The sequence below is a fragment of the Idiomarina xiamenensis 10-D-4 genome (assembly GCF_000299895.1).
Taxonomy (GTDB): Bacteria; Pseudomonadota; Gammaproteobacteria; order Enterobacterales; family Alteromonadaceae; genus Idiomarina; species Idiomarina xiamenensis.
The window spans coordinates 19,373-41,428 of the sequence record NZ_AMRG01000005.1; the positions used below are offsets into that span (position 1 = coordinate 19,373).

Genomic DNA, 22,056 nt, shown 5'->3' on the forward strand with positions numbered 1-22,056 from the left:
ATTGCAGCCTCGCTTATAGTTCAAACAATGTTAACCGTTCAAAAGCGCAACAGTTTGTTGGTAGGGTCGTTTGAAGGCGGTAATGGCTTCTTGTTCCGATGTAATATTGGTATAGCCGATGACCAAGCCGTAACGTTTGGTTTTACCGGCATACCATAGCGATAACGGCGATACTAACAGTTGATGTTGCTGCCAAAGTTCTGCCAATTGTTGGTCTTGACTGCCGCTTTTTAGAAACGCGACTAGGTGCATGCCGCCATCACTAAGCTCAACATAAAAGCGTTGCGGATAAACCTGATGCAGCGCATTTAATACCATCTGCCGGCGAGCTTGATAAAGCGAGCGCATTTTTTTCAAGTGTTTAAAAAAATGCCCTTCGGCAATAAAACGACTGAGAATTTGCTGTGGTAATAACGGCAGACCGGTGGCAACGATTTCTGCTGTTTCGTGAAAACGGTTAACCAGCTTTTTGGGTAGCACTATATAGCTGGTTCGCATCGCTGGCATGATGGTTTTACTAAAAGTACCAACATAAATGACGCGATCGCCGGGATCTTGGCTTTTTAGGGCGGGTAACACTTTCTTGCTGTAATGAAACTCGCCGTCATAATCGTCCTCGATGATCCATGCCTGCCGGGTTTGCGCCCAATTCAATAGCTGCTGACGTCTGGGTAAAGACAAGGTCACCGCTAACGGGCTGTGATGTGCTGGCGTGATAATGACAAAGCGAGCATCTTGGTGATGCTTGAGTAGGTAGTCGACATTGATACCATCGCGGTCGACCGGTGCATAATGTAGGTTCTTGGCGATACGCTGCAGCAGTTTATGGCCAAAAAAATAGCCGGGATCTTCATAGACAACTTTATCTTGTGGAGCGGCTAATGTTTGCAATATCAGCGCGAGGCTTTGTTTGTAACCACTGGTGATACAGACTTGATGGGGGCTGCAATTCAGGCCGCGAGAAATATTTACGTAGTTAGCGATGGCTTGTCGCAATGGCTGATGTCCCATTACCGGAGGTATCAGCATGTGCTCGGGACGCATGGCACGCACGGCCTTAGCGGCAAGTAATAACCACTTTTTATAAGGGAACGCGTCTAGCGACGGGATACCCAAGCGAAAATGCCCCGCGTTATCGCGTATATCGATCAGTTGTTGTAACTCATGATCGGCGACGGCTATGTTGTCTGGCGGTGGGCGGCGCTGCAATTTTAGATCAGGGTTAACGCGAGTGCCATGTGCACCTTGACTAACCAGATAGCCTTCCCCAATCAAGATGCTGTAAGCCGTCTCCACAGTCTTTTTCGCGACGCCTAGGTCGGCCGCTAATACGCGAATCGACGCGACTTTGTCGCCGGGTTTTAGCTGGCCGTTCAATATCTGCTGTTTATAGCGCTGATAAATGGTCTGATAACCGCTCACGATGTCCTACCTAAATACATTGTTTTTGTATCTTTCAAATACGCCATGGCGGACTAGAATCTCTCTATCAGTGGCGTACAGCGAGCCTAAACCGCTCATCTTTTTACCGAGAGTCAGTATGAAACTATTACACATCAAAGTCAGCCCCAATGTCGTCGATTCAGCTTCCAGACAGGTAGCTGGAAAAGTCTTGGATAAGCTACAGCGGCACTATCCGACAATATCGGAAAGCGTGTTAGATCTGGCGCAGCATCCTCTGCCACATTTAGATGCGCTCACGGTCGCTGCGTTTATGACTAAGCCTGAACAGCGTAGCATGCTGCAACAACAAGCCATCGCGCAATCAGATTTCTTGGTCGATCAACTGCTTGCGCATGATCTGCTGTTGATCTCATCGCCGATGTGGAATTTAGGCCTACCATCGGTACTAAAAGCTTGGTTTGACCATATTACCCGTGCTGGCCGCACCTTTACCTTTAATGAGGCTGGTGAAAAAATCGGTTTGGTCACCAACAAGCGAGTATTTGTGGTGATGGCTAACGGCACGCCACTGCTGGGACGCCCGACCGAAAGCGACGACCAATTTACGCCTTATATGACAACAGCATTGCGTTACATCGGCATTACCGATGTGCAATTCATCCGGGTGGATGGTACTCATCACCCACAAACCAAAGCGGTAGCGATACCGGAGGCCTTAGCTGCCATTGATTTTCTTCGGCTTTAACGAAACCACTTAAGTAAACCATTTGGAGCGATACTCATGACTGCACGATTAAACCATTTTGATACGACCCCCGAGCTGACCAAGGCTTTAATGGATGCCAGCATGGTGGCCTATAAAACCGCCATTGACCCGCTGCTCAAGAGCTTGATCGATATCCGCGCATCACAGTTGAATGGCTGCGCATTTTGCTTGGATATGCATATTAAACAGGCAAAGATTAAGGGCGAGCGTGAGCTACGTATTTACCATGTCGCCATTTGGCGCGAATCGCCGTTATTTAATGCAAAGGAAAAAGCGGCATTAGCGCTCACCGAGGCGTTAACTAAGTTGTCCGATAGCGGCGTTAGCGACGAACTTTATCAAGCGACGAAAGCGCATTTTAGCGAGGTAGAAATATCAGAGCTGACGTATAGCATCGGCCTCATCAATTTTTGGAACCGGATGCAAATTCTCGCATTGGTCGAGCCCGGCTCGCAAGATACCGCTTTTGGCTTAAACAAAGCGGGTCTAAGCTAGTACAAATGAATTAAGCCCGATCCGGCTAGCGACGCGTGTCGCTAGCTTTTTTATAGCTCCGGCTTATGCCTTAGTGTTGTCAGTTGACTGCAACCCGAGCGTCGATAATAACGCCATGCTGGCTAACACGGTTAACAACATAAAAGCTCCATCAATTGTCCATTCCTGTAAGGTGGCAGCCACAACAGCGGCGCCGAAAACGCCGCCAAGCCGGTGAGCAATATTAAGTAACACCGCACCGTCGTCTTTGTCCGTCAGCGATGTGGCGTTAAAACCGGCGGTCATGGCTGGCATTTGTGTCAATGCCAGTCCAATGCCATGCAGGAACAGCAAGCAGGCAATGACCGCTAGGGTAACATTGAGTTGCAGCGCCAACGGCACAACTGCCAGCGTCATCAAAAGACCGCCGTAACGGGCGCTGCGCGCCGGCCCACAGCAGTCTGTCATGGCGCCGGCAAAGGGTAAGGTGAAAGCAGATCCTAAGCCCAATGCTAGCAACATCAAACCGCTATTGGCAGTCGAGAGCTGCAGCCGATTTTGTAAGTAAATGGGTAATAACAGCAGCCCAGCGAACGACGTGGCGCCACACAACGACGCACTGCGGCAAGCCGCATGAAATATCGGTCGCCGCAGCAGTTTAAGTTGCAGCAGCGGCGCCGCTTGCGTGCGGCTGCGCACAATAAACATCAGTAACGAGCTCGCGCCCACGGCTATAGCCGCTAGCGCCCAAGCTATGGTGTTCTCGCCGTTGAGCTTGATCGTGCCGTAAACCAGTGACGGCAAGCTAATCGCTATTAAGACGAAACCAAAGCCGTCGAATACGAGTGAGTGAGAACGTCGGCGATTGGGTAATATACACCACGAACAGCAAACGGCGGCTAGCCCAAGTGGTACATTGATCCAGAAAATCCACCGCCAACTCGCCAGATCCGTTAAGTAACCACCAAGCACCGGGCCTAACGCTGGTCCCAGCGCTACGGCCAGACCCACCGTGCCCATCAGTCGCCCCAGTTGTCGTGGGTTGGCGCGGCTCGCCAGTATCGCTTGTCCGGCCGGTAGCATAATACCGGCGGCGAGGCCTTGACCCGCTCGTGCGATGAGCAGCATGGTTAAATTGGTCGCCAGCGCACAGACCATCGAGGCGACGACGAATCCCAGTAGACTTAACCGCCATGCCCGCTCTCGTCCTAGGCGGCAGCTTAACCAGCCTGTGCAGGGCAAGCTGATGGCCATCGTCAACAGGTACAGGGTCGCGACCCATTGTGTTTCGGTGAGCGTGCTATTAAAGGTGGTTTGGATGGGCACTAGCACTAGGTTGGCAACGCTGGCATCAAGCATCGAGCAGAACGCACCGGTGCCGGTTATACTGGCGATCAACCAGAGTCGAACAGGGATTGACGGCGGTGAATGTGACATAATCAAAAATAGTTAACGCGATACGAGTTTTTGATGATACGATCGTAACACAAAAAAAGATAGCCAAATTCAGGAGCGTAGTCATGCCGCGCAAAGTCGACCATCAGCAACGCCGTCTCGTTATCATCAAAGCATTGCTGGTGTTTGCGGCGCGCGAGGGCATGCACCGTGTGTCGCTGCGACAGATCGCCTCAGAGGCCGGTATTTCACTGCGGTTAGTACAGTATTATTTCGACAGCAAAGCCGACCTTATGCAGGCGGGGTTGGATTACCTTGAGCAGCGCAGTCATCGGCTATGGTCAGCACGTATAGCACAGTTACCTCAACCACTATCGGCGACCGACACACTGGCAGCTTTTGTCGCAACCGCATTACCGCTCGACCAGCAAAGTCGCGAATTTCAGTTGTTGTGGACGTCATTCGCTATGCTGGCGTTGACCGATGAGACGATTTCAAATCGTGCTTTTGTCGACGGGCCAACGCGGTTACAGGAGCAACTGACGGCAATTATACAAAGCGCTATCGATAACGCTGAATTTTCCTCAAACCTGCATGCGGAACAAGAGGCGCAGTGTTTGATGGCGTTGGTGCACGGCCTCGGCGCAGCGCTGTTGGTGGGTCAGCAAACAGCAAGCCAAGCAAAGGCAAACATCACTGCGTATTTAGCGCGGTTAAGCGCTTAACTCGGGGTTTTGTCGCAACGGAGCAGCGCATCGACAAAACCACTCGGCGAAAAATTTCGTAGGATCAGGCAAGCATACACTAGGATCGGCAACGCGTTCTGGGTATGACTTGTTTTAATATAATGCTGGGGAGCTATTTTTTTAGTTTGCGGGTGTTAACCGTCGCTGGCAAACATCTGGGCATGAGTGAAGTAACAGAGGATATTGCAAGATGAAAACCATAGGCTATGCGGCACATTCTGCCGATTCAGAACTGGTACCTTACCACTTTGAGCGTCGTGATTTACGCGCTAACGATGTGGCAATTGAGATCCTTTACTGCGGTGTTTGTCACTCGGATTTACACACCGTCAATGGCGACTGGGGTCCACAACCTTATCCGTTGGTGCCCGGCCACGAAATCGTCGGTGTGGTGCGCTCGGTTGGTGACGACGTCAAAAACTATCAGGTAGGCGACCATGTTGCGGTCGGCTGTATGGTCGATAGCTGTCAGCATTGTGACCAGTGTCAGCACGGCGAAGAGCAATATTGTCGTGAGGGGATGACAGCGACCTACGGGTCTCCTGATCGTATCGACGGTAACAGTACTCAGGGTGGCTATTCTAAACACATTGTGGTGCGCGAAGAGTTTGTCTTACGTATTCCGGATGGCATGGATATGGCGAAAGCGGCGCCAATTTTGTGTGCTGGTATTACGACCTTCTCACCGTTGCGCACTTGGAATGTCGGTGAAGGTACGCGAGTCGGTGTCATCGGTTTGGGTGGCTTAGGCCACATGGCGGTCAAACTGGCGGTAGCAATGGGCGCCGAAGTGACCGTGATTAGTCGCTCTAAGAGCAAAGAAAAAGAAGCCAAAGCATTAGGCGCAAAAGGCATTTTAGCTTCTAGCGATGAAGACGAATTGAAAGCCTCGGCTTGTGCCTTCGATATCATTATCGATACCGCACCGGTCAAGCACGATTTGAACGTTTACACACCCTTACTCGACGTCGATGGTTCGTTGGTGATTGTCGGTCAAGTGGGGCCGCTAGAAGAGCCGCTTACCATCCCATTAGTGATGGGACGTCGTCGCGTTGCCGGTTCGTTGATCGGCGGTATAGCCGAAACTCAGGAGGTTTTAGATTTTTGTGCCAAGCACGACATTTATCCTGAATGCGAAATGATCAACATTGACCAAATTAACGACGCCTTTGCGCGTTTAGCCAAGGGTGACTTAGCGCATCGCTTCGTTATCGATATGGAGTCGTTAGACGCCGCTTAATTCGGTGACCAAGCCAGCTAAAAGCAGCCGTTTCTTGCGGCTGCTTTTTTATTAGCTGTGCCTGCCATTAATCGCCAATTTCCCGATACTCTTCGCGTTTGTCTTATGTTGCTGATGTCATTTTGCTAGGCTATGCAGCCTGTTTTTATCATGCCAGAGCGCCATCGCCTCATGAACCCTGTTATTGGTCAGTGTCGTATTACGCATTTAACTGCGTTAGCGGTATTGCTGCTCGTCGCTATGCTTGGCCTTAGTGCGTGCCAAGAGCAAACCCAGCAACGTCCGTTAAGCATCAGCGGGCCGTTTGAGCCGATTAATCTCGAACCAGCCAGTTCGGGGTACGTGTTTACCCGCATGCAAATTATCGAGACCCTGCTCAATGTCGATGAACAGGGGCATATCACGCCGGGGTTAGCGAGCGCGTGGCAACATGATGATGACTATCGGGTTTGGACACTGACCTTACGTCATGGCGTTCACTTTCATAATGGTCAGCCATTAACCGCCGAGGCGGTAATAAATAGCTTGCGCGCGGCTTTTGCTAAACCCGCTCCTTATCCGTGGGATTTGGTTAAGTCCTATGACACCCCCAGCGCCGATACCGTGGTCTTGACCTTGCGTAAGCGCTATCGACCTTTCGCCGCTATTTTGACCCATTACACCACCGCCATTCTGGCGCCAGCGAGTTATGACAGCGAGCAAAACGTCACGCAATTGCTCGGTACTGGGCCGTATCAACTCACTGATTTCCAGCCTCCGCATGGCGCCTCGGCTAAGCGTTTTGCTGACTATTGGGGGGGGCCTTGAATATGTCACCGGTCATCGTTCTGAAAGTCGGGCGTTGATGGTAAAAAGCGGGCAGACCGATATTGTGTATAACTTAGATCCGGCCAGCGTCGAATTGCTCAAACATGCTGATAACGTTAACGTCGATAGTACGCTGATACCGCGTACTATTTTAATCAAGTTGAACGCTGAGCAAACGGCGTTAAAAGACAAGCGCGTGCGGCAAGCTCTTAGTTTAGCAATCGATAGGCAAGGTATCGCCAACAACATTTTGCGCGTGCCCGGCAGCGAGGCTAATCAGTTATTTGGACCATCGTTTCAGCAGTGGCATCAAGCTCAGCTTGCACCGATTGAGCGTAACTTGGCGCGCGCTGGCCGGTTACTGGATGACGCCGGTTGGCGCTTAGCTAAAGACGGACTTCGTTATCAACACGGACAGCCGTTAAGGTTGTCGATGATGACTTATGCTAATCGTCCTGAACTGATTGTCATCGCCACCGCGATTCAAGATCAGTGGCGTGAGCTGGGGGTCGACCTACAGGTTAGCATGGAAAATGCTAGTGCTATTCCCATGGCGCATGTGCGCGGTAACCTACAAACCGCGCTGATTGCCCGCAATTTGGGATTGTTACCCGATCCGTTGGCGCTGCTGTCGACCGAGTTTAGTGACCCACAGGGCGGCGACTGGGGGCCAATGAATTGGCACAATACGCAAGTATTTAATTGGGTTGAGCAACTTGAGGGTAGTCAAGATGACGCGCAAAGTGCACGCCTGATCAGGCAAATCACTGACGAAATCAACGCTGACTTACCGCTTATTCCGGTGGCTTATTATGTTCAACAAAGCGCGGTGTCGACCCGTTTAAACGGCTTTCACTTCGACCCGTACGAGCGTTCGTTTAATCTCAGTTCGCTCACGCTAGCCAATGAGCAGTAAACCATGAAACACATTCTTTGGCGCCGTGCTTGGCAAGCGCTATTGATGGCCTGGAGTGTGGCGACGCTGACCTTTATTTTGCTGCGCAGCTTGCCCGGCAACGACATGGCCTACCGCATTGCCGCCGGTCGTTACGGCGACGATGCGGTGTCGGCCGCGGCCGCGCAGGCGGTCAGTCAAGAACTACAACTGCAGCAGTCGGCGTGGCTGCAGTATGGTCATTGGCTAGCCGATTTGCTGACACTGAACTTGGGCAATAGCTTAGTCACTGGCGCCCCGGTTGTTGACGAGTTGAGTCATCAGCTCGGTTATACCTTGGTGCTTGCCGCTGCTGCCATACTGGTCGCCGTCTTGTTAGCTATACCACTGGGTCTATGGTCGGGTTTTAAGGCGGGGGGTACGGTCGATAATGGCATCTTAGTGGGCTCGGTATTGGTGCGCGCACAACCGGTTTTTACCTTAGGCTTATTACTGATTTTTATGTTTGCACTGGGTCTCGGTTGGTTGCCGGTGGCCGGTTTTCGTGAGCCACAGTATGTGGTGTTGCCAGCATTAACACTGGGCTTAAGTTTGGCCGCGATTGCCAATCGGGTGGTACGTAACAGCACGGTGCAGGTGCTTAATTCGGCTTACTATGAGTTTGCTCAATTGAAAGGCTTAAGCCCGACGCGCGCTTTCTGGCGCCATGGTTTGCGTAACGTACTGGTGCCGACCTTGGCTTTCATGGGCATTCAGCTGATTGGCTTGGTCGAAGGGGTGATCATGATCGAAAGCCTGTTTGCTTGGCCGGGTATCGGTCATGGTTTATCGCACGCGGTCTTCGCACGTGATATTCCGATGTTGCAGGGCACGGCGTTGGTCATGGGCTTGTTATTCGTATTGGTGAATACGTTGGTTGATATCAGCTGTTACTGGCTTGATCCACGGAGCCGTGAACCATGATGTTGTCGCGTAAAAATCCGTTCTCGACTTGGCAATGTATTGGCTTAGCGCTATTGCTGTGTTTGCTAATATTCGCCGTAGGTGAGTGGTTACTTTATCACGCCAGTCCGACCGCGCAGCATTTGTCTGAGAGCTTCCAAACGCCCAACAGTGCTGCTCCGCTGGGTAAAGATCAGTTTGGCCGCGATATGTTAGCGCGCTTGGCTGCGGCGTTACGGTTGTCGTTTTTGTTGGCGTTATTGAGCGTGTTCAGCGCTGCGATATTAGGTGTCAGCGCCGGTATATGTGCGGCATGGCGCGGTGGCTGGGTCGATAGCTTATTGAATTTTATCGTTAATACGGTTTTGGCATTGCCCGGGCTGGTGCTGGTGTTGTTGTTTGCGGCTATCGTGCCGGGCTCTTTTGCCATGCTTTATGTGGCCATATCGCTAGTGCTCTGGGTCGAGTATTTTCGTTTAGTTCGGGCAGTCAGCAAAACCGTGATCAACGGTGCACCGGTGCAGGCTTCGCGGTTATTCGGTTTTGGCCGTTGGTACATCGTTAAACGCCACATCTGGCCGGCGATACGTGCCAATGTGTTGTCGTTGGCGGCATTTGGCGCTGCCACCTCGATCATCATGTTGTCGTCGGTCGGTTTTGTCTATGTTGGCTTAAAGCCGCCGACCGCCGAGTTAGGCCTGATGATCGTGGAACTCTTCCCCTATTACAGCGACGCACCCTGGTTACTGGCGCAGCCGTTAATCGTGTTGGCCTTGTTAGTGCTCGGTTTTCAGTTATTGGCAGGGAGCCGTTCATGAGTGTCGATGTGATGGTTGATAAGCTGACCATTAGCTCGGCTCAAGGCGTTATTTTGCATGAGCTATCGTTTAGCTTAACAGCCGCTGAATCGCTAACGATATTAGGTCATACCGGCGCCGGTAAAAGCCTGTTAGTACAAGCGCTAATGGGTAACTTACCAGCCAGCTTAAGCCATCGTGGGCAATTGCGGGTAGCGGGTATTGACCCGTTAGCGTCACCACGGCGGGCGCGACAGTTACTGTGGGGCAAGCAGGTCAGTATGCTACCGCAAGAACCGTGGCACGCGCTTAATCCGGTGATGAAGGTGCGTGAGCAACTGTATGAAGTGTGGCGTTGGGTGCGCGGCTTGCCGCGCGCTGAGGCTGACAGCCTTACTGCGCAGAATATGCATGATCTGGATCTGACTGACGCCGCGGCTAAAATCCCCAGCCAACTATCGGGTGGCATGGCGCAACGTGCGGCGTTTGCGATGGCGAATGCCGCTGGCGGTCAGCTGATGTTGGCCGACGAGCCGACTAAGGGTTTGGATGCTAGCCGCCGTCATACGGTGATTGAGTTGTTGCAACGTCAGCAGCGCCGCGGCAGTTTATTGACCATCACCCACGATATCGACGTCGCAAGGGCATTGGGCGGGCGAGTAATGGTATTAAACCAAGGCCGGATGGTCGAGCAAGGGACCGCCGATAAGCTACTGCGCAGCCCTCAGCATCCTTATACGCAGCGCTTGTTGCAGGCGCAGCCGCAACACTGGCCAGCACACGGCAGCACCCGCGAATTAAGCTCGGAAGTACTCGTTAACGCCGAAAATTTGACCGTATATCGTGGAAAATCAAGGATTTTCGACGAACTTAGCTTGAGTATTCAGGCTGGTGAAGTGGTGGGTTTAGCGGGTGACAGTGGTAGTGGAAAATCGACGCTGGGTGATGTGTTATTAGGGCTGTTGCCTTATCAGCAGGGGCGGCTAACACTGGCGCCGACGCTGGCGGTTGGCGCTAAACTCAAGCTTTATCAAGATCCACCGGCTTCGTTTGCCGCGGGTGTACCACTCGGTAAGCTGTTGCAAGAACTCATCCACCGGCATCGGTTAGACGCCGCGCAACTTTCACCCTTAATGCATCGCTTACAGCTATTGCCACACTTGTTGCAGCGCCCCGCCGAGCAAGTTAGTGGTGGCGAATTACAACGTTTAGCATTGCTGCGAGTGATGCTGATACGGCCGCGTTTTATCGTCGCCGACGAGCCCACCTCCAGGCTCGACCCCATCACCGCGCAGATGATCACCGAGCAACTCGTCAGTTATTGCCGCCAGCAACAATGCGCTTTACTGCTCATCAGCCATGACCGACAACTGCTTGATAAAAGCTGTGACCGAGTGGTGCAGTTGACTGGCTAAAGCCGTCCACTGAGCAAAAAGCCACCGATCAAACCGGCGATACCGCCGCCAAAACCGATGATGTAACCCAGATACGTTGCCCACCGCCAGCGCTTCTGGGGTGATTGGATATGGCGTTGTATGCGTATTTGGTAATAGATAATGCCGCCTAATAACAGGATATAAACGCTGCTTGGCAGCTGCCAGCCTTGACTGACCTCATAACTGCCGAATAGTGCACAACTGGTCAATGCGACAAAAACGCTGGCTCGATTACGCAGGCGCTGCAACGCCAGACGATCATCGAAAGACTTGGCATACCGTTGCGCCTGATGAGAGCCGATAAACACACCAACCACGGCGGTAAAAATAGCGATGCACATGATACCCGGCAGCAACAACCATTTCAGTCCTCCCTGCGTCGCGGCCGCGCTCAAACTGCTCCAGCCTAGTGCGGCGGCTGGCGGACTGAACAACGTCAAACTGCCGGCTAAAATGGTGCTGACACTCAACGTCGGGGCCGTTAATAGGGCAGCCTTAGCTACCCGTTGCAGTAGATCGGTTGCCAGTTCGCGGCGTGCGCGGCTGAGTCGTTGACGGACACAGCTTTCGCTCAGGCCGAGCAATTGTGCGACATGCGTGGTGGATTGTTGTTCTCGATAAAACAGTATGACGATATCGCGGTTTTCTGCCGTTAGTTGTTCTAGCGCCTGCTGCAGTATGCGTTGCTGTTGTCGTTGTTGCACCTGTGCCGAGGCGGTGTCAGCGTCTTCGTCGAGCCACTGCTGCAATTGCTGGTCGATGTCATCGCCGACCGGGCTATAACGCGCCGGGTGTTCTTTTGCTAGCCATTGGTAGGCGCAATGACGTGTCATTTGTCTTAACCAGGGTAAGAAGCTGGCGCGGCGGCGCAGCAGATGTAGCTTACGCCAAGCCAGTAAAAAGGTCTCTTGCGCCACTTCTTCACTGGCACGAACGTCTTTGACGATGCTTAACGCCACGCTAGCCACTAAGTTTTGAGTGCGTTCAACCAGCTCGGCGAAGGCTGCCTGATCACCCGCCGCGGCCGCATCAACAAATGCTGTTAATTTATTCATGACAGTGTTCCTTGGCAAAACGTTGGATGTTGTCAAATAACGTTTGTGGCTGCTCTAGCATGATAAAGTGACGTGCATTTATCGCTTTTAATTCAATGCTTGAACGCGGTGGCAGTTGTTGGCGATATTGCTGCAGCGCCTGTTGCTGTTCAGCGTCGTCTGTTATAGCAGCAATAGCGGCGAGTTGTAATATCGGTACCTTGCTGGACTTAAGTTTTTTACGCAGATCGGTGGTCATTAATTCATACATAGCTTGACCTACTGTGGCTGCATCAGACTGCTCGGCCATGTTCAATATCATCGCTTGATGAGCGTTATCAGCGGCTTGCCGAGCAACGCCAAATTGTGTTTGTTGACGCAGTTGCTGAGCGCTGAACTGTTGAAATTGTTGGCGCAAATATGCCGCTTGTGGCTCGACTTGAGCAACATCAAGGTCGGAATTATTCATTAGTAGCGCTGACACAAAGGGCACGCCGTCGACACTCACCAAGCACTGACCAACGTCGGGGTGTTCGATAATTAATTGATAGCCTAATGTAGCGCCAAGACTATGTCCGACAATGATGGCGTGCGAAGTCTGTGTATTTAGGTAATCGCTAATGGCAGCGACCAGCGGACGCATAAACTCCTGCCGTAATTGCCTGGCTGCGGGTTGCTCGCCGAAGCCAGCGATATTTAGCGTGTGTACTCGGTATCGTGTTGCCAGCAGGTCGGCTGTCTGTTGCCAAACCCTAGCGTCACTCATCAAGCCTGGAATCAGTATTACATCTTGACCATCGCCTTGCACCGAGACGGCATGTATAAGTGTTGACGAATCGTTCTTGGCGAAGGCTGACGGTTGCCAGCATATCACTAGCAGTAGGCATAAAGCGGTGATAAAACAATTTTTCATGGTGGTGATCTCGTTAGTTAAAAGTGATGACCTTTAAACAGTCAGGAGATCGCCAATAATTGTGACAAATATTTTTAATTTCAGAATATTTCCCCTCCGGACTTGCTAGGATATTAGCAAAAGTGACAGGTTGTACCGAACCTAAAGTGTTGTTGATGCGATTCGGTTAACTGCCTAGTTAGTGCTTAAAAATGAGGAGCATAGGATGAAAATATGGGTCGACGCTGACGCTTGCCCAAGCGTGATTAAAGATATTTTGTACCGTGCTGCTGAACGCAAAAAAATCGAACTGATTTTGGTTGCCAATCAACCGCTGCGCGTGCCGCCCTCTCGATACATTCGTAGTCAGCAGGTGGCGGCTGGCTTTGACGTCGCCGATGATGAAATAGCACAACAATGTCAGCCGCATGACGTGGTCATCACCGCCGACATTCCGCTGGCCGCTGATGTGATAAAAAAAGGTGGAATAGCCTTGAGCCCACGTGGTGAGTTATTTACCCGCGACAATATTGGTGCGCGCTTAAACATGCGTGACTTTATGGATACACTACGCAGCAGCGGTGAACACGGTGGCGGGCCGGCGCCTTTACACCAACGCGATCGCATGGCTTTTGCCAATCAGCTGGATAAGCTATTAGCTAGCGTCTAATTTTTTTAAGGTTTAATGAGCAAGCTTGATCCGCATCAGGCTTGTCAGTGGCATTGCCAGTGAGTTAGCGCGTATCATGGCATTGCCAATTCTTAAGCGACTTAAAATAAATTGATGAACATTACTGATCGACAACAAGAAATGCGTATTCCGCCAATTCTGCGGCAGGCGTTTCGACCATTCTTTTTAATGGCCGGAATATTTGGCGTATTGGCTATCGCTTTATGGGCGCTTATCCTCAGCGGACATTTGTCGCTATCGGTTTACGGTAATGTGCTTTTTTGGCATTCGCACGAGATGATTTATGGCTTTGTCGTCGCCGTCGTTCTCGGTTTTTTGTTGACCGCTGTACAAAACTGGACCGGGCAGCGTGCCACACATGGTAAATCCTTGTTGATATTGGCATTGCTCTGGGGCGCCGCGCGAGTGGCAATGCTGATTGGCGGCTCTTGGCCTGGCTGGCTTGTGGTCGGTTTAGATTTAGCATTGTTACCAACTGCTGCCGTCTTGTTTGCACGACTGGTCATTAGGGCTGATCAAGTACGGCAATTATTCTTCATTCCGCTGTTATTGCTGCTCGCGGTATCAAACGCTCTGATGCACGCCGGGCTATTAAGCGGTCATTATCAGTGGCAAACCTTAGGCGCTTATAATGCCGTTTTGCTCATTACTTTATTGATGACGATTATTGCGGGTCGGGTGATGCCGATGTTTACCGCAAATGGCACCGGCACCAAGCGCGTACCGAATAAGGTCTGGCTAGACCGGAGTGCACTTGGGCTGCTGTGGCTGATTTTTATTATCTATTTTTTTAATCTGGTGCCAAGTTTAGATCACCGTATGCTGGCTGCTTTATTTTTTGCTGCCGCCGCTTTACATGCCTTAAGAGCTATCCGTTGGAAAATCTGGATAACCTGGCGAGTGCCCTTATTATGGTCATTACATTTGTCTTATTGGTTTATTCCGTTGGGTTGCGCTTTGTTGGGTTGGCATTACTTAGGTATGCACAGCGAGTTCATCCATATTAGCCTTGATATTAGCCAAAGTACCGCCATGCACGCTTTAACCGTGGGGGCGATGGGCAATATGATTTTGGCTATGATGGCACGGGTATCGTTGGGGCATAGCGGGCGCCCCATCCATCCGCATCCGCTGATGTCGCTAGCTTTCTTACTATTGATTGTTGCGGGGTTAGTGCGCTCACTGGGTATCGCTTTGCTACCGCAAGCGACACTAAACGGCTTGATGTTGGCTAGTATCTGTTGGATCGTCGGTTATGGCATCTTTGTTGTGTTATACAGTAAGATTCTGCTAACTGCCCGTGCCGACGGTAATCCCGGTTAACGCCGCGACAGGGTTTTGATCAGGTGCCAGCCAAATTGGGTTTTTTCCGGGCCATGCACATCGAGTGTGGGTTTGCCAAACACCACTTTGTCGAATGCTGGCACCATTTGTCCACGCCGGAATTCACCCAAATCGCCGCCTTTTTTGGCCGACGGGCAGAGCGAATGTTTGCGTGCTAAGTCGCCGAATTTAGCACCCTCTGCCAACTGTTTTTTCAACGCCTCGGCCTCGGCCCGAGTTTTCACTAAAATATGTAAAGCGTGCGCGCTAGCCATGGGTATCTCTGCGTTAGCGAAAGTTCTGCTAATTTTACCTTATTCTTGGCCGTAACCAAACGATAACTTTCCTAGGGAAGAAGCCAATTAACGTTGCATTATTTAGCCGGCATTAAGTAAATCTCGCGCACGCAGTTGCGCGGTTCGGCTTGTAGCGCGAATAATACCGCATCGGCGACATCGTCCGCGGCTAATTTATCGGGCTTGGCCTCGTCAAAAAATGGCGTGTTGACCATGCCCGGGGCAATGGTGGTGCAGCGTCCTTGCCATTCTTTCATTTCTTCGGCCAGGTTTTGCGCAAAGCCGTGTACAAACCATTTGCTGGCACCGTAAACCGAGCCCTTAATCGTGTTACGTCCTGCCGCCGAACCGGTCATAATAAAATGGCCGACGCTTTTGCGCAGGTGCGGTAGCGTCAGTTTCGCGGTGTACAGTAAACCATTGATGTTGATATCGATCATGCTGCGCCATTCGTCCGGATCGCCGTGTTCGGTACCGGCTTGCGATAAGCCCTTACCGGCATTAGCAAAGACCGCGTCTAGCCGACCAAACTTAGCGACACCGCGCTCAACCACCTCGGCCAGTTGCTGGTAACGACTGACGTCGGCAGCAACGGCGATAGCTTGTTGTTCACCGATATCGCTGACCAGCTCATCTAATAGTGCTTGGCGGCGAGCGGTTAAAATGAGTTGATGGCCTGCGGCCGCCGCCTTTTCAGCGGTAGCCTTGCCAATGCCACTGGAGGCACCGGTAATTAATAATACTTTTGACATCTCAGCTCCGTTATTAGCGAATATCATGCACAGCGTTAAATACCGTGTTTTGTGAATATTCGATCGCTTTTTCTCGCAAGCGCATTATCAAGAACAATGTTGTAAGTGCTTACTTACATTGCTCTGGCGCAAATAAGCAAAAAATGATAGCTCCTCCAACTACGCTGCGTTGTGCGCTGTTTTGCTGAGCTTGGTCGCGCGTAATAATTTGTTCGATACCCACCCATCGCGCCGTGCCATCCTCAGCATGACGAACTTTAACGGTGTTATCGGTTTTATTGATGCGTACGATGTAAGCTAATTCGTCAGAAAATGCACCTTGTATATAAACACCATCACCAATATCTAAACGATCAATTTTTTCTGCGAGTTGCTGAGCACGACTGACCGAACCGGTTAAGTTGAGTCGATAATGGCGGCTATCTCCTGTTTCTACCTTTCGAAAACCACGTACTAGCATATTTTTACGAGGACAGGTTTTCTGTCCTGCATAAACGTCGTCGAATCTAGCCCCTTGAGAAATACACATTCGATGCGGTGACTCATCGCCATCGGACCAACGATTGCCGACTTCGTCTTCGGCGTAGTAATAAAAAGTTTCTTTATCGACAACTAAATCGGTATAGGTTTGGCATTGTTTCGCTGAGATTTTTAGCCAACCGAGGTTGCGATATTGTCCTGCTGGCATACCCTCGCTGTAAGAAAAGGCAACAATCATGTCGCCGTCGCCCTTATTGCAAACAGTCAGATCAGCGCGTGCTGAATACGCCATGAGTAAGCTAAAGCAGAAAACGCAAAGCTTAACGAGTACTGCTAACTTTTTAGGTAATTGGCTTTTGAGCATAGCTCGTTCCTTATTAAGGTTAGGATGCGACTAACGCGAAAAACTTGGGTAACGAGTTTTGTCGTGCATGCACAAGCTTGGCTGTGAGAGCCAATTAAGCGCTAGGCTCAACCGCGCGAGATAAAATTAAATTACTTCGATTTCATTTTTTTAACAACTGTTTAAGTTTTGCGCTGCCGAATGCATTCTAAGACAATGTGGGCAATTTAATTGCCAGTAAACTGATCTTAAGCAAACAGCACTCTTGGTGTAGGGCTGTGTTGGCTGATACTGGCGGCTACAATGGCGATCATCAAAGATTGACCAAGTTGAGTGAGAATATGCGAGCCAAGTCGCGGATCAATAACCCACTTTTAGCAACCCGCATCATGTCGGCGGCACAGGCGGCAGCGTTAATTAAGCCCGGCGCAACCGTGGGTATGAGTGGCTTTACCGGTTCGGGTTATCCCAAGGCGGTGCCAGCCGCCTTGGCTGAGCGTATGAAAGCCTCGCCGTTTAAAATTAATGTGCTGACCGGGGCATCGACCGCGCCGGAGTTAGATGGCTTGTTAGCGGCGGTGGACGGTATTGCGACACGGCTGCCGTTTCAAAGCGACCCGATATGTCGTCAGCGCATTAACGACGGCCACATTGATTATATCGACTGCCACCTGTCAGAAGTCTCGCAGTACGTATGGTCGGGCTTTTTTGGCAAGCTTAATGTTGCGGTTATCGAAGTCAGCGCGATTCGCGAAGACGGCTTGCTCATCCCATCGTCGTCTATCGGTAATAATAAAACCTGGTTAGAGCAAGCGGAACACATCATTCTAGAGGTCAATTACCAACAGAACCTGCGCATGGAAGGCATGCACGATATCTATTACGGTACCGCGCTACCGCCGCAACGCAAACCGATCATGCTGACCGAGGCCGGGCAGCGCATTGGTGAGCAATACTTGCGCTGTGATTTGAATAAAGTCATTGCGGTGGTCGAAACCGATTCGGCTGACCGTAATACCGCCTTTAAAGCGCCGGATGATGATTCGCGCCGTATCGCCGAGCACATCCTGAACTTTTTTGAACGCGAAATAGAGGCTGGCCGCTTGCCGAAAACCCTGTTACCGATTCAATCGGGCGTTGGCAATATTCCCAATGCGGTGCTAGAAGCCTTAGATAGTGGCCCTTATAAAAACCTCAGCGCTTATACCGAGGTTATTCAAGACGGCATGTTGACCATGTTGAAATCGGGCACGCTGACGATGGCCTCGGCGACAGCTTTTTCATTAAGCCCGGCGGGAATTGCTGAATTTAATGCCAATATTGAGTTGTACCGCGATAAGATCATTCTGCGCCAACAAGATATCAGCAATCATCCCGAAGTTGCGCGCCGCTTAGGGGTCATTGCAACCAACGGTATGATCGAGGCCGATATTTATGGCAACGTCAATTCCACCCATATTATGGGGACGCGCATGATGAATGGCATCGGTGGTTCGGGTGATTTTGCTCGCAACGGCTATTTATCCATATTTATGTCGCCGTCAACCGCCAAGCAAGGTCATATCTCGGCCATTGTGCCGATGGTGTCTCACGTCGATAACACCGAACATGACGTTAAAGTCATCGTCACCGAACAAGGTTTAGCCGATTTACGCGGCTTGTCACCACGGCAACGGGCGTTAACGATTATCGACAACTGTGCACATCCGGATTTTCGCGAGGCGCTACACGATTACTTTGCACGCGCCTGCGCCAGTGGTCGCGGCATGCACACACCGCATTTGTTAAACGAGGCGCTAAGTTGGCACGAACGCTATGAAAGCAGCGGTAGCATGCGCTCTGGTCGCAAGTGACCGGGCGTCATTCGGGAACGGTCGTTTAACGCCAATTCAGATCATAAGCGCGGCTCGCAGCAGCTGGTTAACTCTTTAAAATAGAATAACTTATTCGTACTCCGTGTACTGGCACAAGCGTTGCTGCTGTTGTTGATGTTTGCAACAACAGCCTTTACATGGAGAAAGTTATGGCATCGCCCATTTCATCACAATCAACGTCCGCTATGGCGGCATCTGGCAGCGTATTAAAACGCCGTCATACAGGCGCAACAATCACGCCCGACCATCTTTGCCGATGGCTTTGTGAGCTGCCGCTGGCAGACGTTAATGCGACGCGTCGGTTACCCATTATGCAGGCCTTAAGACGTGTGCTTAGCGGCGATAATCGACAGCTATCGACAGCCACCATCGCTAATTTAGTACGCTTAGCACAGTATTTATGTGACTGGCCTTTACTGAAACGCTTAACGTCACTGCCACAGTGGGATTGGCAGCTACCACTGTGGTTACAGGCCGACGTCCAGATGGGTGATTTTGAACAGGCGCAAGCGCGATTAGATGATGCTGCCGAACAGCATCCGCAAGCGCCATTACTGAGCTTATTGCAACAGGAGTTTGCCCAGTATCGCAGTCAGTCGCGGTATCCGCCGGCATTAATGCGTCATGGCGCTATAAGTTTAACGCCATTGGCGGCGCATCACGTTAACGATTTCGCTTGGCAATTCGCTGATAAAAGTATTGCCGAGCTGTGTAACCTGCCGAGCTTTAGCAACCCACAACAATGGTTACAGTGGCTTTACCGTTGCCAACAAGAGCCCGAACGCCACCAGTTTGCCATTATGCACAGCGCGTTTGGCATGATTGGCTCGGTCTGCTTGCAAGTGTTCGATGAGTTGGGCTTTTTTTATTACTGGCTGGGTAAAGACTTTCAAGCACAAGGTTTTGGTCCGCAGGCGGTTAACTTGCTGATAACGTTGGGGCAGCGTCAGTTAGGTATGCAACGTTGTTACGCCAAGGTGTATGCGCACAACCTTAATTCACAAAAGGCGCTAAAAAAATTGCAGTTTGAGTATTTACCATTGCGTGCCGAAGCCCCCAACGCGCAAGAGCGTTTTTATCACCGAGGCCCGCACCAAACCCGTATTCGCCATTTTGTCGACCTCGAACAGCTATTGCAGCGCTTAAATTCGGGCATTGAGCTAAGCCCTAAAATTGTCGTTTAATCATTCAAGCCAAGTCGTTTAGCGGAACTCGTCGAAAGCGCCTGATAGGCGCTTTTTTTTAAGCCAGTGAGCTAAATTTAGGCGTCTTGCGCTTGGTTGTAATAGTCCTTTGCGGGGCTCGGGCTTGGTCGATCTACTCCACTTTTTATCACCATTATAGGTGGTTTTATCCCTTCCTTTGCCTGCTTAAGCATATCACTGGGTTGTTGATAACCCTTTTTAGATCATTCGGTTAGCAAAATAAAAACAAAAAAATAATGATTGGCTATGACCTCTGGTATGTAACTTGCGATTTCTTCGTGTCGGTCGCTGGCTCAGGTTGGGCAGCGCTTCTTTTTACGCTACGGGGTGTGTTATGTCTGATTTATATATCGGTTTCATGGATGAAGAAGTTCGTCCGATTTTGTCGGCCTTGTTTGCCGAAGGCTGGAATGTATTGGTGATCGAGCGCGGTAACGTGAACCCGACCGGCACCCTGTTTGAACGCCCCATCGCCAACTACCAAGGCAAGGTGATGTGGAAGGGTTGGGTTGGCATGGATACCGATGGCGATTTTATTTCGCTGCCGAATACGGTTAAAGCGCCGGACAACTTCAACCCGAACAGAGCACAATGGCTAACGGTGTTTCAGGAGGTGTTGTACGGCAACCTGCTGGATGTGTTTAATAAGCTACCGGCGCGTATCTTAGAAACCGAAGGCAACCGCACCGTAAAGCGTAAGTTAGGGTTGCTGCCGTCGTTGTCGATTCTCTATATGGGCAAAGCCAGCGGTCGTGATTCCGGCTTGCCGACCAAAATTCTGGTGCGCTCGCCAGAAATGGGGCTGCAACCGGGTCTGATCCGCACCCAGTTACGCGGTATCTTAAAAGCTTTGAAAGGAGCTTCGAACGCCACCAAACCCAGCCAGCGCGGTAACAGCTCGGTGAACATCTGGAGTTATGGCGCCGGCGGTGCTTTTCGCGACATCGGTCAGCCGCTTCCTGCCGGTGGTCCCGGCGAGGTTTGGAACGTGCTGGGTAGCGTGATGATGGGAGTCGAGCGGGATAAGGCGGCGGAACTGGGGCGTGAGAAAGTCGGCCAACGTTCGTTGTATACCGGCATCATCAATTACGCTTCTCGCGAGCAATACTGTCAGTTTTATGAAACCCCAACTTTTTATGATATTGCCGGAGCACGGCAGCTCGTCGAACAAACCTTTATCGCGCAATCCACAGAACAAACTTCGCAACTGTATAAGCTTATTGCGTCGACGCAAACGGTTATTTCAGCGCAACAAAACGGGGTGCCAGCCGAGCGCAGCGCGGTAACCATCTCGTCCAACAGTTTTATGGGGCATAACGTTAAACAAGCCGCTAACCAATATGGGCTGCACGGTGACGCTAACATGGAAGATTTTCATCTGTTAAAGCTGATTCACTCCATGGATGCGGCGCAAACTCATTATACCTCGGTCAAGAGTATCGAGAATCGCTACCCCACGCTGGCTGCCAGCAAAATTGTGCGTATCGATGCCGACCCTTTTAATATTCCTAACCCGGTAAAAGCTGCATTTGGCCCGGTTCGCGAACCGAACGAGCCACCGGTAATGCCTTGGGTGTTAGCTTCAGAACAATATGCAGCAATCCTAGCTTGGGGACTACAAGGCTTAGAGTTGACTCAGGCGCCAGCTGCCGTCTATCTGGGGTTTGACGCCAACGCTGTCGGCAACCAAAAGGTCAATCCGAGCGCAGCAATTACTGAACATGGCTGTTTTATCCCGCAAACATCGGCGAATGTAAATCTGCAAGGGAACCATAGCAAACTTTATCTGAACGCCTTTTGCTTAGAAGTTGCACAAGACATGCTGAACGAATTCGGCAGTTGGATCGATAAGCTCGGAAAACTGAAAGCGCAGCCAGAAAAGTTTGCCGAAGTCGCTCGTAGTAATCCGTTTAACGCGCCGCTGGTCAATGACCCTGAGCTGGGGGAATTTTTACCCTTAGAAACATGCTATTCGAAAATTCGGTCGTTGGCCGGTAAAGCTGAGCAAGAAGGGCTGCTAAACGACCAGCTTGCGTCCTTTATCAATAACCTGAAAACCTTCTTGCAGATCGCCGGCGAAAATCTTCCCATCTGGGCGCGTGGTGGCTGGGGCGCTGACAGCAATCAGCTGTATAGTGCGGCCAACGCCAAACTGGTGGATGCGACCTTAGACCGTTTTATCTACAAAGCCAATAACACCATCGTGTTAGAAAACCGTGCGCAAGAAGCGGTAACGAACTGGTTTGTATAGGCAGCAGTCAGGT

21 protein-coding genes are annotated in these 22,056 nt (G+C 51.0%); 14 read left to right on the top strand and 7 right to left on the bottom strand.

Going from position 1 to position 22,056, the window contains the following annotated elements; genetic code table 11:
* Nucleotides 1-30 precede the first annotated feature (30 nt).
* Complete coding sequence (gene pdxR / locus A10D4_RS04815; protein ID WP_008488099.1) at nt 31-1,422, bottom strand: MocR-like pyridoxine biosynthesis transcription factor PdxR; 1,392 nt, start codon at nt 1,420-1,422, stop codon at nt 31-33.
* Nucleotides 1,423-1,540: 118 nt separating this feature from the next.
* Here pdxR and A10D4_RS04820 point away from each other — a divergent pair, with 118 nt between their 5' ends.
* Together A10D4_RS04820 and A10D4_RS04825 are read left to right on the top strand one after the other, a co-directional pair.
* The gene (locus A10D4_RS04820; RefSeq protein WP_008488100.1) at nt 1,541-2,149 is read left to right on the top strand and encodes an FMN-dependent NADH-azoreductase; all 609 of its coding nucleotides are present in this window, start codon (nt 1,541-1,543) and stop codon (nt 2,147-2,149) included.
* Between the two features lie 36 nt (nt 2,150-2,185).
* A complete protein-coding gene (locus tag A10D4_RS04825) occupies nt 2,186-2,665 on the top strand; it encodes a carboxymuconolactone decarboxylase family protein (protein WP_008488101.1) in 480 nt (159 codons plus the stop codon).
* 63 nt (nt 2,666-2,728) lie between these two features.
* On the opposite strand, the gene A10D4_RS04830 is transcribed toward A10D4_RS04825, so the two are convergent.
* The gene (locus tag A10D4_RS04830) at nt 2,729-4,081 is read right to left on the bottom strand and encodes a DHA2 family efflux MFS transporter permease subunit (protein ID WP_040502557.1); all 1,353 of its coding nucleotides are present in this window, start codon (nt 4,079-4,081) and stop codon (nt 2,729-2,731) included.
* An 83-nt stretch (nt 4,082-4,164) separates the two neighbouring features.
* Between A10D4_RS04830 and A10D4_RS04835 the strand changes: the two genes are divergently transcribed.
* From A10D4_RS04835 to A10D4_RS04860, 7 genes are all read left to right on the top strand, one after another.
* Nucleotides 4,165-4,764: a TetR/AcrR family transcriptional regulator gene (locus tag A10D4_RS04835; RefSeq protein ID WP_008488103.1), complete on the top strand. Its 600-nt coding sequence runs from the start codon at nt 4,165-4,167 to the stop codon at nt 4,762-4,764.
* A 211-nt stretch (nt 4,765-4,975) separates the two neighbouring features.
* A complete protein-coding gene (locus tag A10D4_RS04840; RefSeq protein ID WP_008488104.1) occupies nt 4,976-6,025 on the top strand; it encodes an NAD(P)-dependent alcohol dehydrogenase in 1,050 nt (349 codons plus the stop codon).
* Between the two features lie 132 nt (nt 6,026-6,157).
* On the top strand, nt 6,158-6,832 hold the full coding sequence (locus tag A10D4_RS14460; protein ID WP_272942928.1) for an ABC transporter substrate-binding protein: 675 nt from the start codon (nt 6,158-6,160) through the stop codon (nt 6,830-6,832).
* Nucleotides 6,786-7,748, top strand: coding sequence for an ABC transporter substrate-binding protein (locus tag A10D4_RS04845; RefSeq protein WP_272942929.1), 963 nt, complete (start codon nt 6,786-6,788; stop codon nt 7,746-7,748). The genes A10D4_RS14460 and A10D4_RS04845 overlap by 47 nt, the downstream gene beginning before the upstream one ends.
* A 3-nt stretch (nt 7,749-7,751) precedes the next feature.
* Nucleotides 7,752-8,690, top strand: a complete 939-nt coding sequence (locus A10D4_RS04850; protein WP_008488105.1) for an ABC transporter permease — start codon at nt 7,752-7,754, stop codon at nt 8,688-8,690.
* On the top strand, nt 8,687-9,487 hold the full coding sequence (locus tag A10D4_RS04855) for an ABC transporter permease (protein WP_008488107.1): 801 nt from the start codon (nt 8,687-8,689) through the stop codon (nt 9,485-9,487). Before A10D4_RS04850 ends, A10D4_RS04855 begins: the two co-directional genes overlap by 4 nt.
* Nucleotides 9,484-10,881 carry an ABC transporter ATP-binding protein gene (locus tag A10D4_RS04860; RefSeq protein ID WP_008488108.1) on the top strand — a complete coding sequence of 466 codons (1,398 nt, stop codon included), beginning with the start codon at nt 9,484-9,486 and terminating at the stop codon, nt 10,879-10,881. Before A10D4_RS04855 ends, A10D4_RS04860 begins: the two co-directional genes overlap by 4 nt.
* Here A10D4_RS04860 and A10D4_RS04865 read toward each other — a convergent pair.
* Together A10D4_RS04865 and A10D4_RS04870 are read right to left on the bottom strand one after the other, a co-directional pair.
* The gene (locus tag A10D4_RS04865) at nt 10,878-11,957 is read right to left on the bottom strand and encodes an RNA polymerase sigma factor (protein ID WP_008488109.1); all 1,080 of its coding nucleotides are present in this window, start codon (nt 11,955-11,957) and stop codon (nt 10,878-10,880) included. The genes A10D4_RS04860 and A10D4_RS04865 overlap by 4 nt on opposite strands.
* A complete protein-coding gene (locus tag A10D4_RS04870) occupies nt 11,950-12,849 on the bottom strand; it encodes an alpha/beta fold hydrolase (protein ID WP_008488110.1) in 900 nt (299 codons plus the stop codon). Before A10D4_RS04870 ends, A10D4_RS04865 begins: the two co-directional genes overlap by 8 nt.
* Nucleotides 12,850-13,054: 205 nt before the next feature.
* Between A10D4_RS04870 and A10D4_RS04875 the strand changes: the two genes are divergently transcribed.
* Both A10D4_RS04875 and A10D4_RS04880 read left to right on the top strand, forming a co-directional pair.
* The gene (locus A10D4_RS04875; RefSeq protein ID WP_008488111.1) at nt 13,055-13,498 is read left to right on the top strand and encodes a YaiI/YqxD family protein; all 444 of its coding nucleotides are present in this window, start codon (nt 13,055-13,057) and stop codon (nt 13,496-13,498) included.
* Between the two features lie 114 nt (nt 13,499-13,612).
* The gene (locus A10D4_RS04880; protein ID WP_008488112.1) at nt 13,613-14,842 is read left to right on the top strand and encodes an NnrS family protein; all 1,230 of its coding nucleotides are present in this window, start codon (nt 13,613-13,615) and stop codon (nt 14,840-14,842) included.
* Here A10D4_RS04880 and A10D4_RS04885 read toward each other — a convergent pair.
* From A10D4_RS04885 to A10D4_RS04895, 3 genes are all read right to left on the bottom strand, one after another.
* Complete coding sequence (locus A10D4_RS04885; RefSeq protein WP_008488113.1) at nt 14,839-15,117, bottom strand: peptidylprolyl isomerase; 279 nt, start codon at nt 15,115-15,117, stop codon at nt 14,839-14,841. The two genes, A10D4_RS04880 and A10D4_RS04885, sit on opposite strands and share 4 nt — an antisense overlap.
* Before the next feature lie 98 nt (nt 15,118-15,215).
* Nucleotides 15,216-15,890, bottom strand: a complete 675-nt coding sequence (locus tag A10D4_RS04890; protein WP_008488114.1) for an SDR family oxidoreductase — start codon at nt 15,888-15,890, stop codon at nt 15,216-15,218.
* A 109-nt stretch (nt 15,891-15,999) separates the two neighbouring features.
* On the bottom strand, nt 16,000-16,662 hold the full coding sequence (locus A10D4_RS04895) for a DUF1036 domain-containing protein (protein WP_192811506.1): 663 nt from the start codon (nt 16,660-16,662) through the stop codon (nt 16,000-16,002).
* 329 nt (nt 16,663-16,991) lie between these two features.
* Here A10D4_RS04895 and A10D4_RS04900 point away from each other — a divergent pair, with 329 nt between their 5' ends.
* The 3 genes from A10D4_RS04900 to A10D4_RS04910 all read left to right on the top strand — a co-directional run bounded on the left by A10D4_RS04900 (nt 16,992) and on the right by A10D4_RS04910 (nt 22,043).
* Nucleotides 16,992-18,566: an acetyl-CoA hydrolase/transferase family protein gene (locus A10D4_RS04900; RefSeq protein ID WP_008488117.1), complete on the top strand. Its 1,575-nt coding sequence runs from the start codon at nt 16,992-16,994 to the stop codon at nt 18,564-18,566.
* Between the two features lie 170 nt (nt 18,567-18,736).
* Complete coding sequence (locus tag A10D4_RS04905; RefSeq protein ID WP_008488118.1) at nt 18,737-19,771, top strand: GNAT family N-acetyltransferase; 1,035 nt, start codon at nt 18,737-18,739, stop codon at nt 19,769-19,771.
* A gap of 355 nt (nt 19,772-20,126) precedes the next feature.
* Nucleotides 20,127-22,043: a hypothetical protein gene (locus A10D4_RS04910; protein ID WP_008488119.1), complete on the top strand. Its 1,917-nt coding sequence runs from the start codon at nt 20,127-20,129 to the stop codon at nt 22,041-22,043.
* Nucleotides 22,044-22,056: the final 13 nt, after the last annotated feature.

Coding starts and splice junctions, on each gene's coding strand:
- A10D4_RS04820 (WP_008488100.1), top strand. CDS start 1,541: ATGAAACTATTACACATCAAAGTCAGCCCCAATGTCGTCGATTCAGCT.
- A10D4_RS04825 (WP_008488101.1), top strand. CDS start 2,186: ATGACTGCACGATTAAACCATTTTGATACGACCCCCGAGCTGACCAAG.
- A10D4_RS04830 (WP_040502557.1), bottom strand. CDS start 4,081: ATGTCACATTCACCGCCGTCAATCCCTGTTCGACTCTGGTTGATCGCC.
- A10D4_RS04835 (WP_008488103.1), top strand. CDS start 4,165: ATGCCGCGCAAAGTCGACCATCAGCAACGCCGTCTCGTTATCATCAAA.
- A10D4_RS04840 (WP_008488104.1), top strand. CDS start 4,976: ATGAAAACCATAGGCTATGCGGCACATTCTGCCGATTCAGAACTGGTA.
- A10D4_RS14460 (WP_272942928.1), top strand. CDS start 6,158: ATGCAGCCTGTTTTTATCATGCCAGAGCGCCATCGCCTCATGAACCCT.
- A10D4_RS04845 (WP_272942929.1), top strand. CDS start 6,786: ATGGCGCCTCGGCTAAGCGTTTTGCTGACTATTGGGGGGGGCCTTGAA.
- A10D4_RS04850 (WP_008488105.1), top strand. CDS start 7,752: ATGAAACACATTCTTTGGCGCCGTGCTTGGCAAGCGCTATTGATGGCC.
- A10D4_RS04855 (WP_008488107.1), top strand. CDS start 8,687: ATGATGTTGTCGCGTAAAAATCCGTTCTCGACTTGGCAATGTATTGGC.
- A10D4_RS04860 (WP_008488108.1), top strand. CDS start 9,484: ATGAGTGTCGATGTGATGGTTGATAAGCTGACCATTAGCTCGGCTCAA.
- A10D4_RS04865 (WP_008488109.1), bottom strand. CDS start 11,957: ATGAATAAATTAACAGCATTTGTTGATGCGGCCGCGGCGGGTGATCAG.
- A10D4_RS04870 (WP_008488110.1), bottom strand. CDS start 12,849: ATGAAAAATTGTTTTATCACCGCTTTATGCCTACTGCTAGTGATATGC.
- A10D4_RS04875 (WP_008488111.1), top strand. CDS start 13,055: ATGAAAATATGGGTCGACGCTGACGCTTGCCCAAGCGTGATTAAAGAT.
- A10D4_RS04880 (WP_008488112.1), top strand. CDS start 13,613: ATGAACATTACTGATCGACAACAAGAAATGCGTATTCCGCCAATTCTG.
- A10D4_RS04885 (WP_008488113.1), bottom strand. CDS start 15,117: ATGGCTAGCGCGCACGCTTTACATATTTTAGTGAAAACTCGGGCCGAG.
- A10D4_RS04890 (WP_008488114.1), bottom strand. CDS start 15,890: ATGTCAAAAGTATTATTAATTACCGGTGCCTCCAGTGGCATTGGCAAG.
- A10D4_RS04895 (WP_192811506.1), bottom strand. CDS start 16,662: ATGGCGTATTCAGCACGCGCTGATCTGACTGTTTGCAATAAGGGCGAC.
- A10D4_RS04905 (WP_008488118.1), top strand. CDS start 18,737: ATGGCATCGCCCATTTCATCACAATCAACGTCCGCTATGGCGGCATCT.
- A10D4_RS04910 (WP_008488119.1), top strand. CDS start 20,127: ATGTCTGATTTATATATCGGTTTCATGGATGAAGAAGTTCGTCCGATT.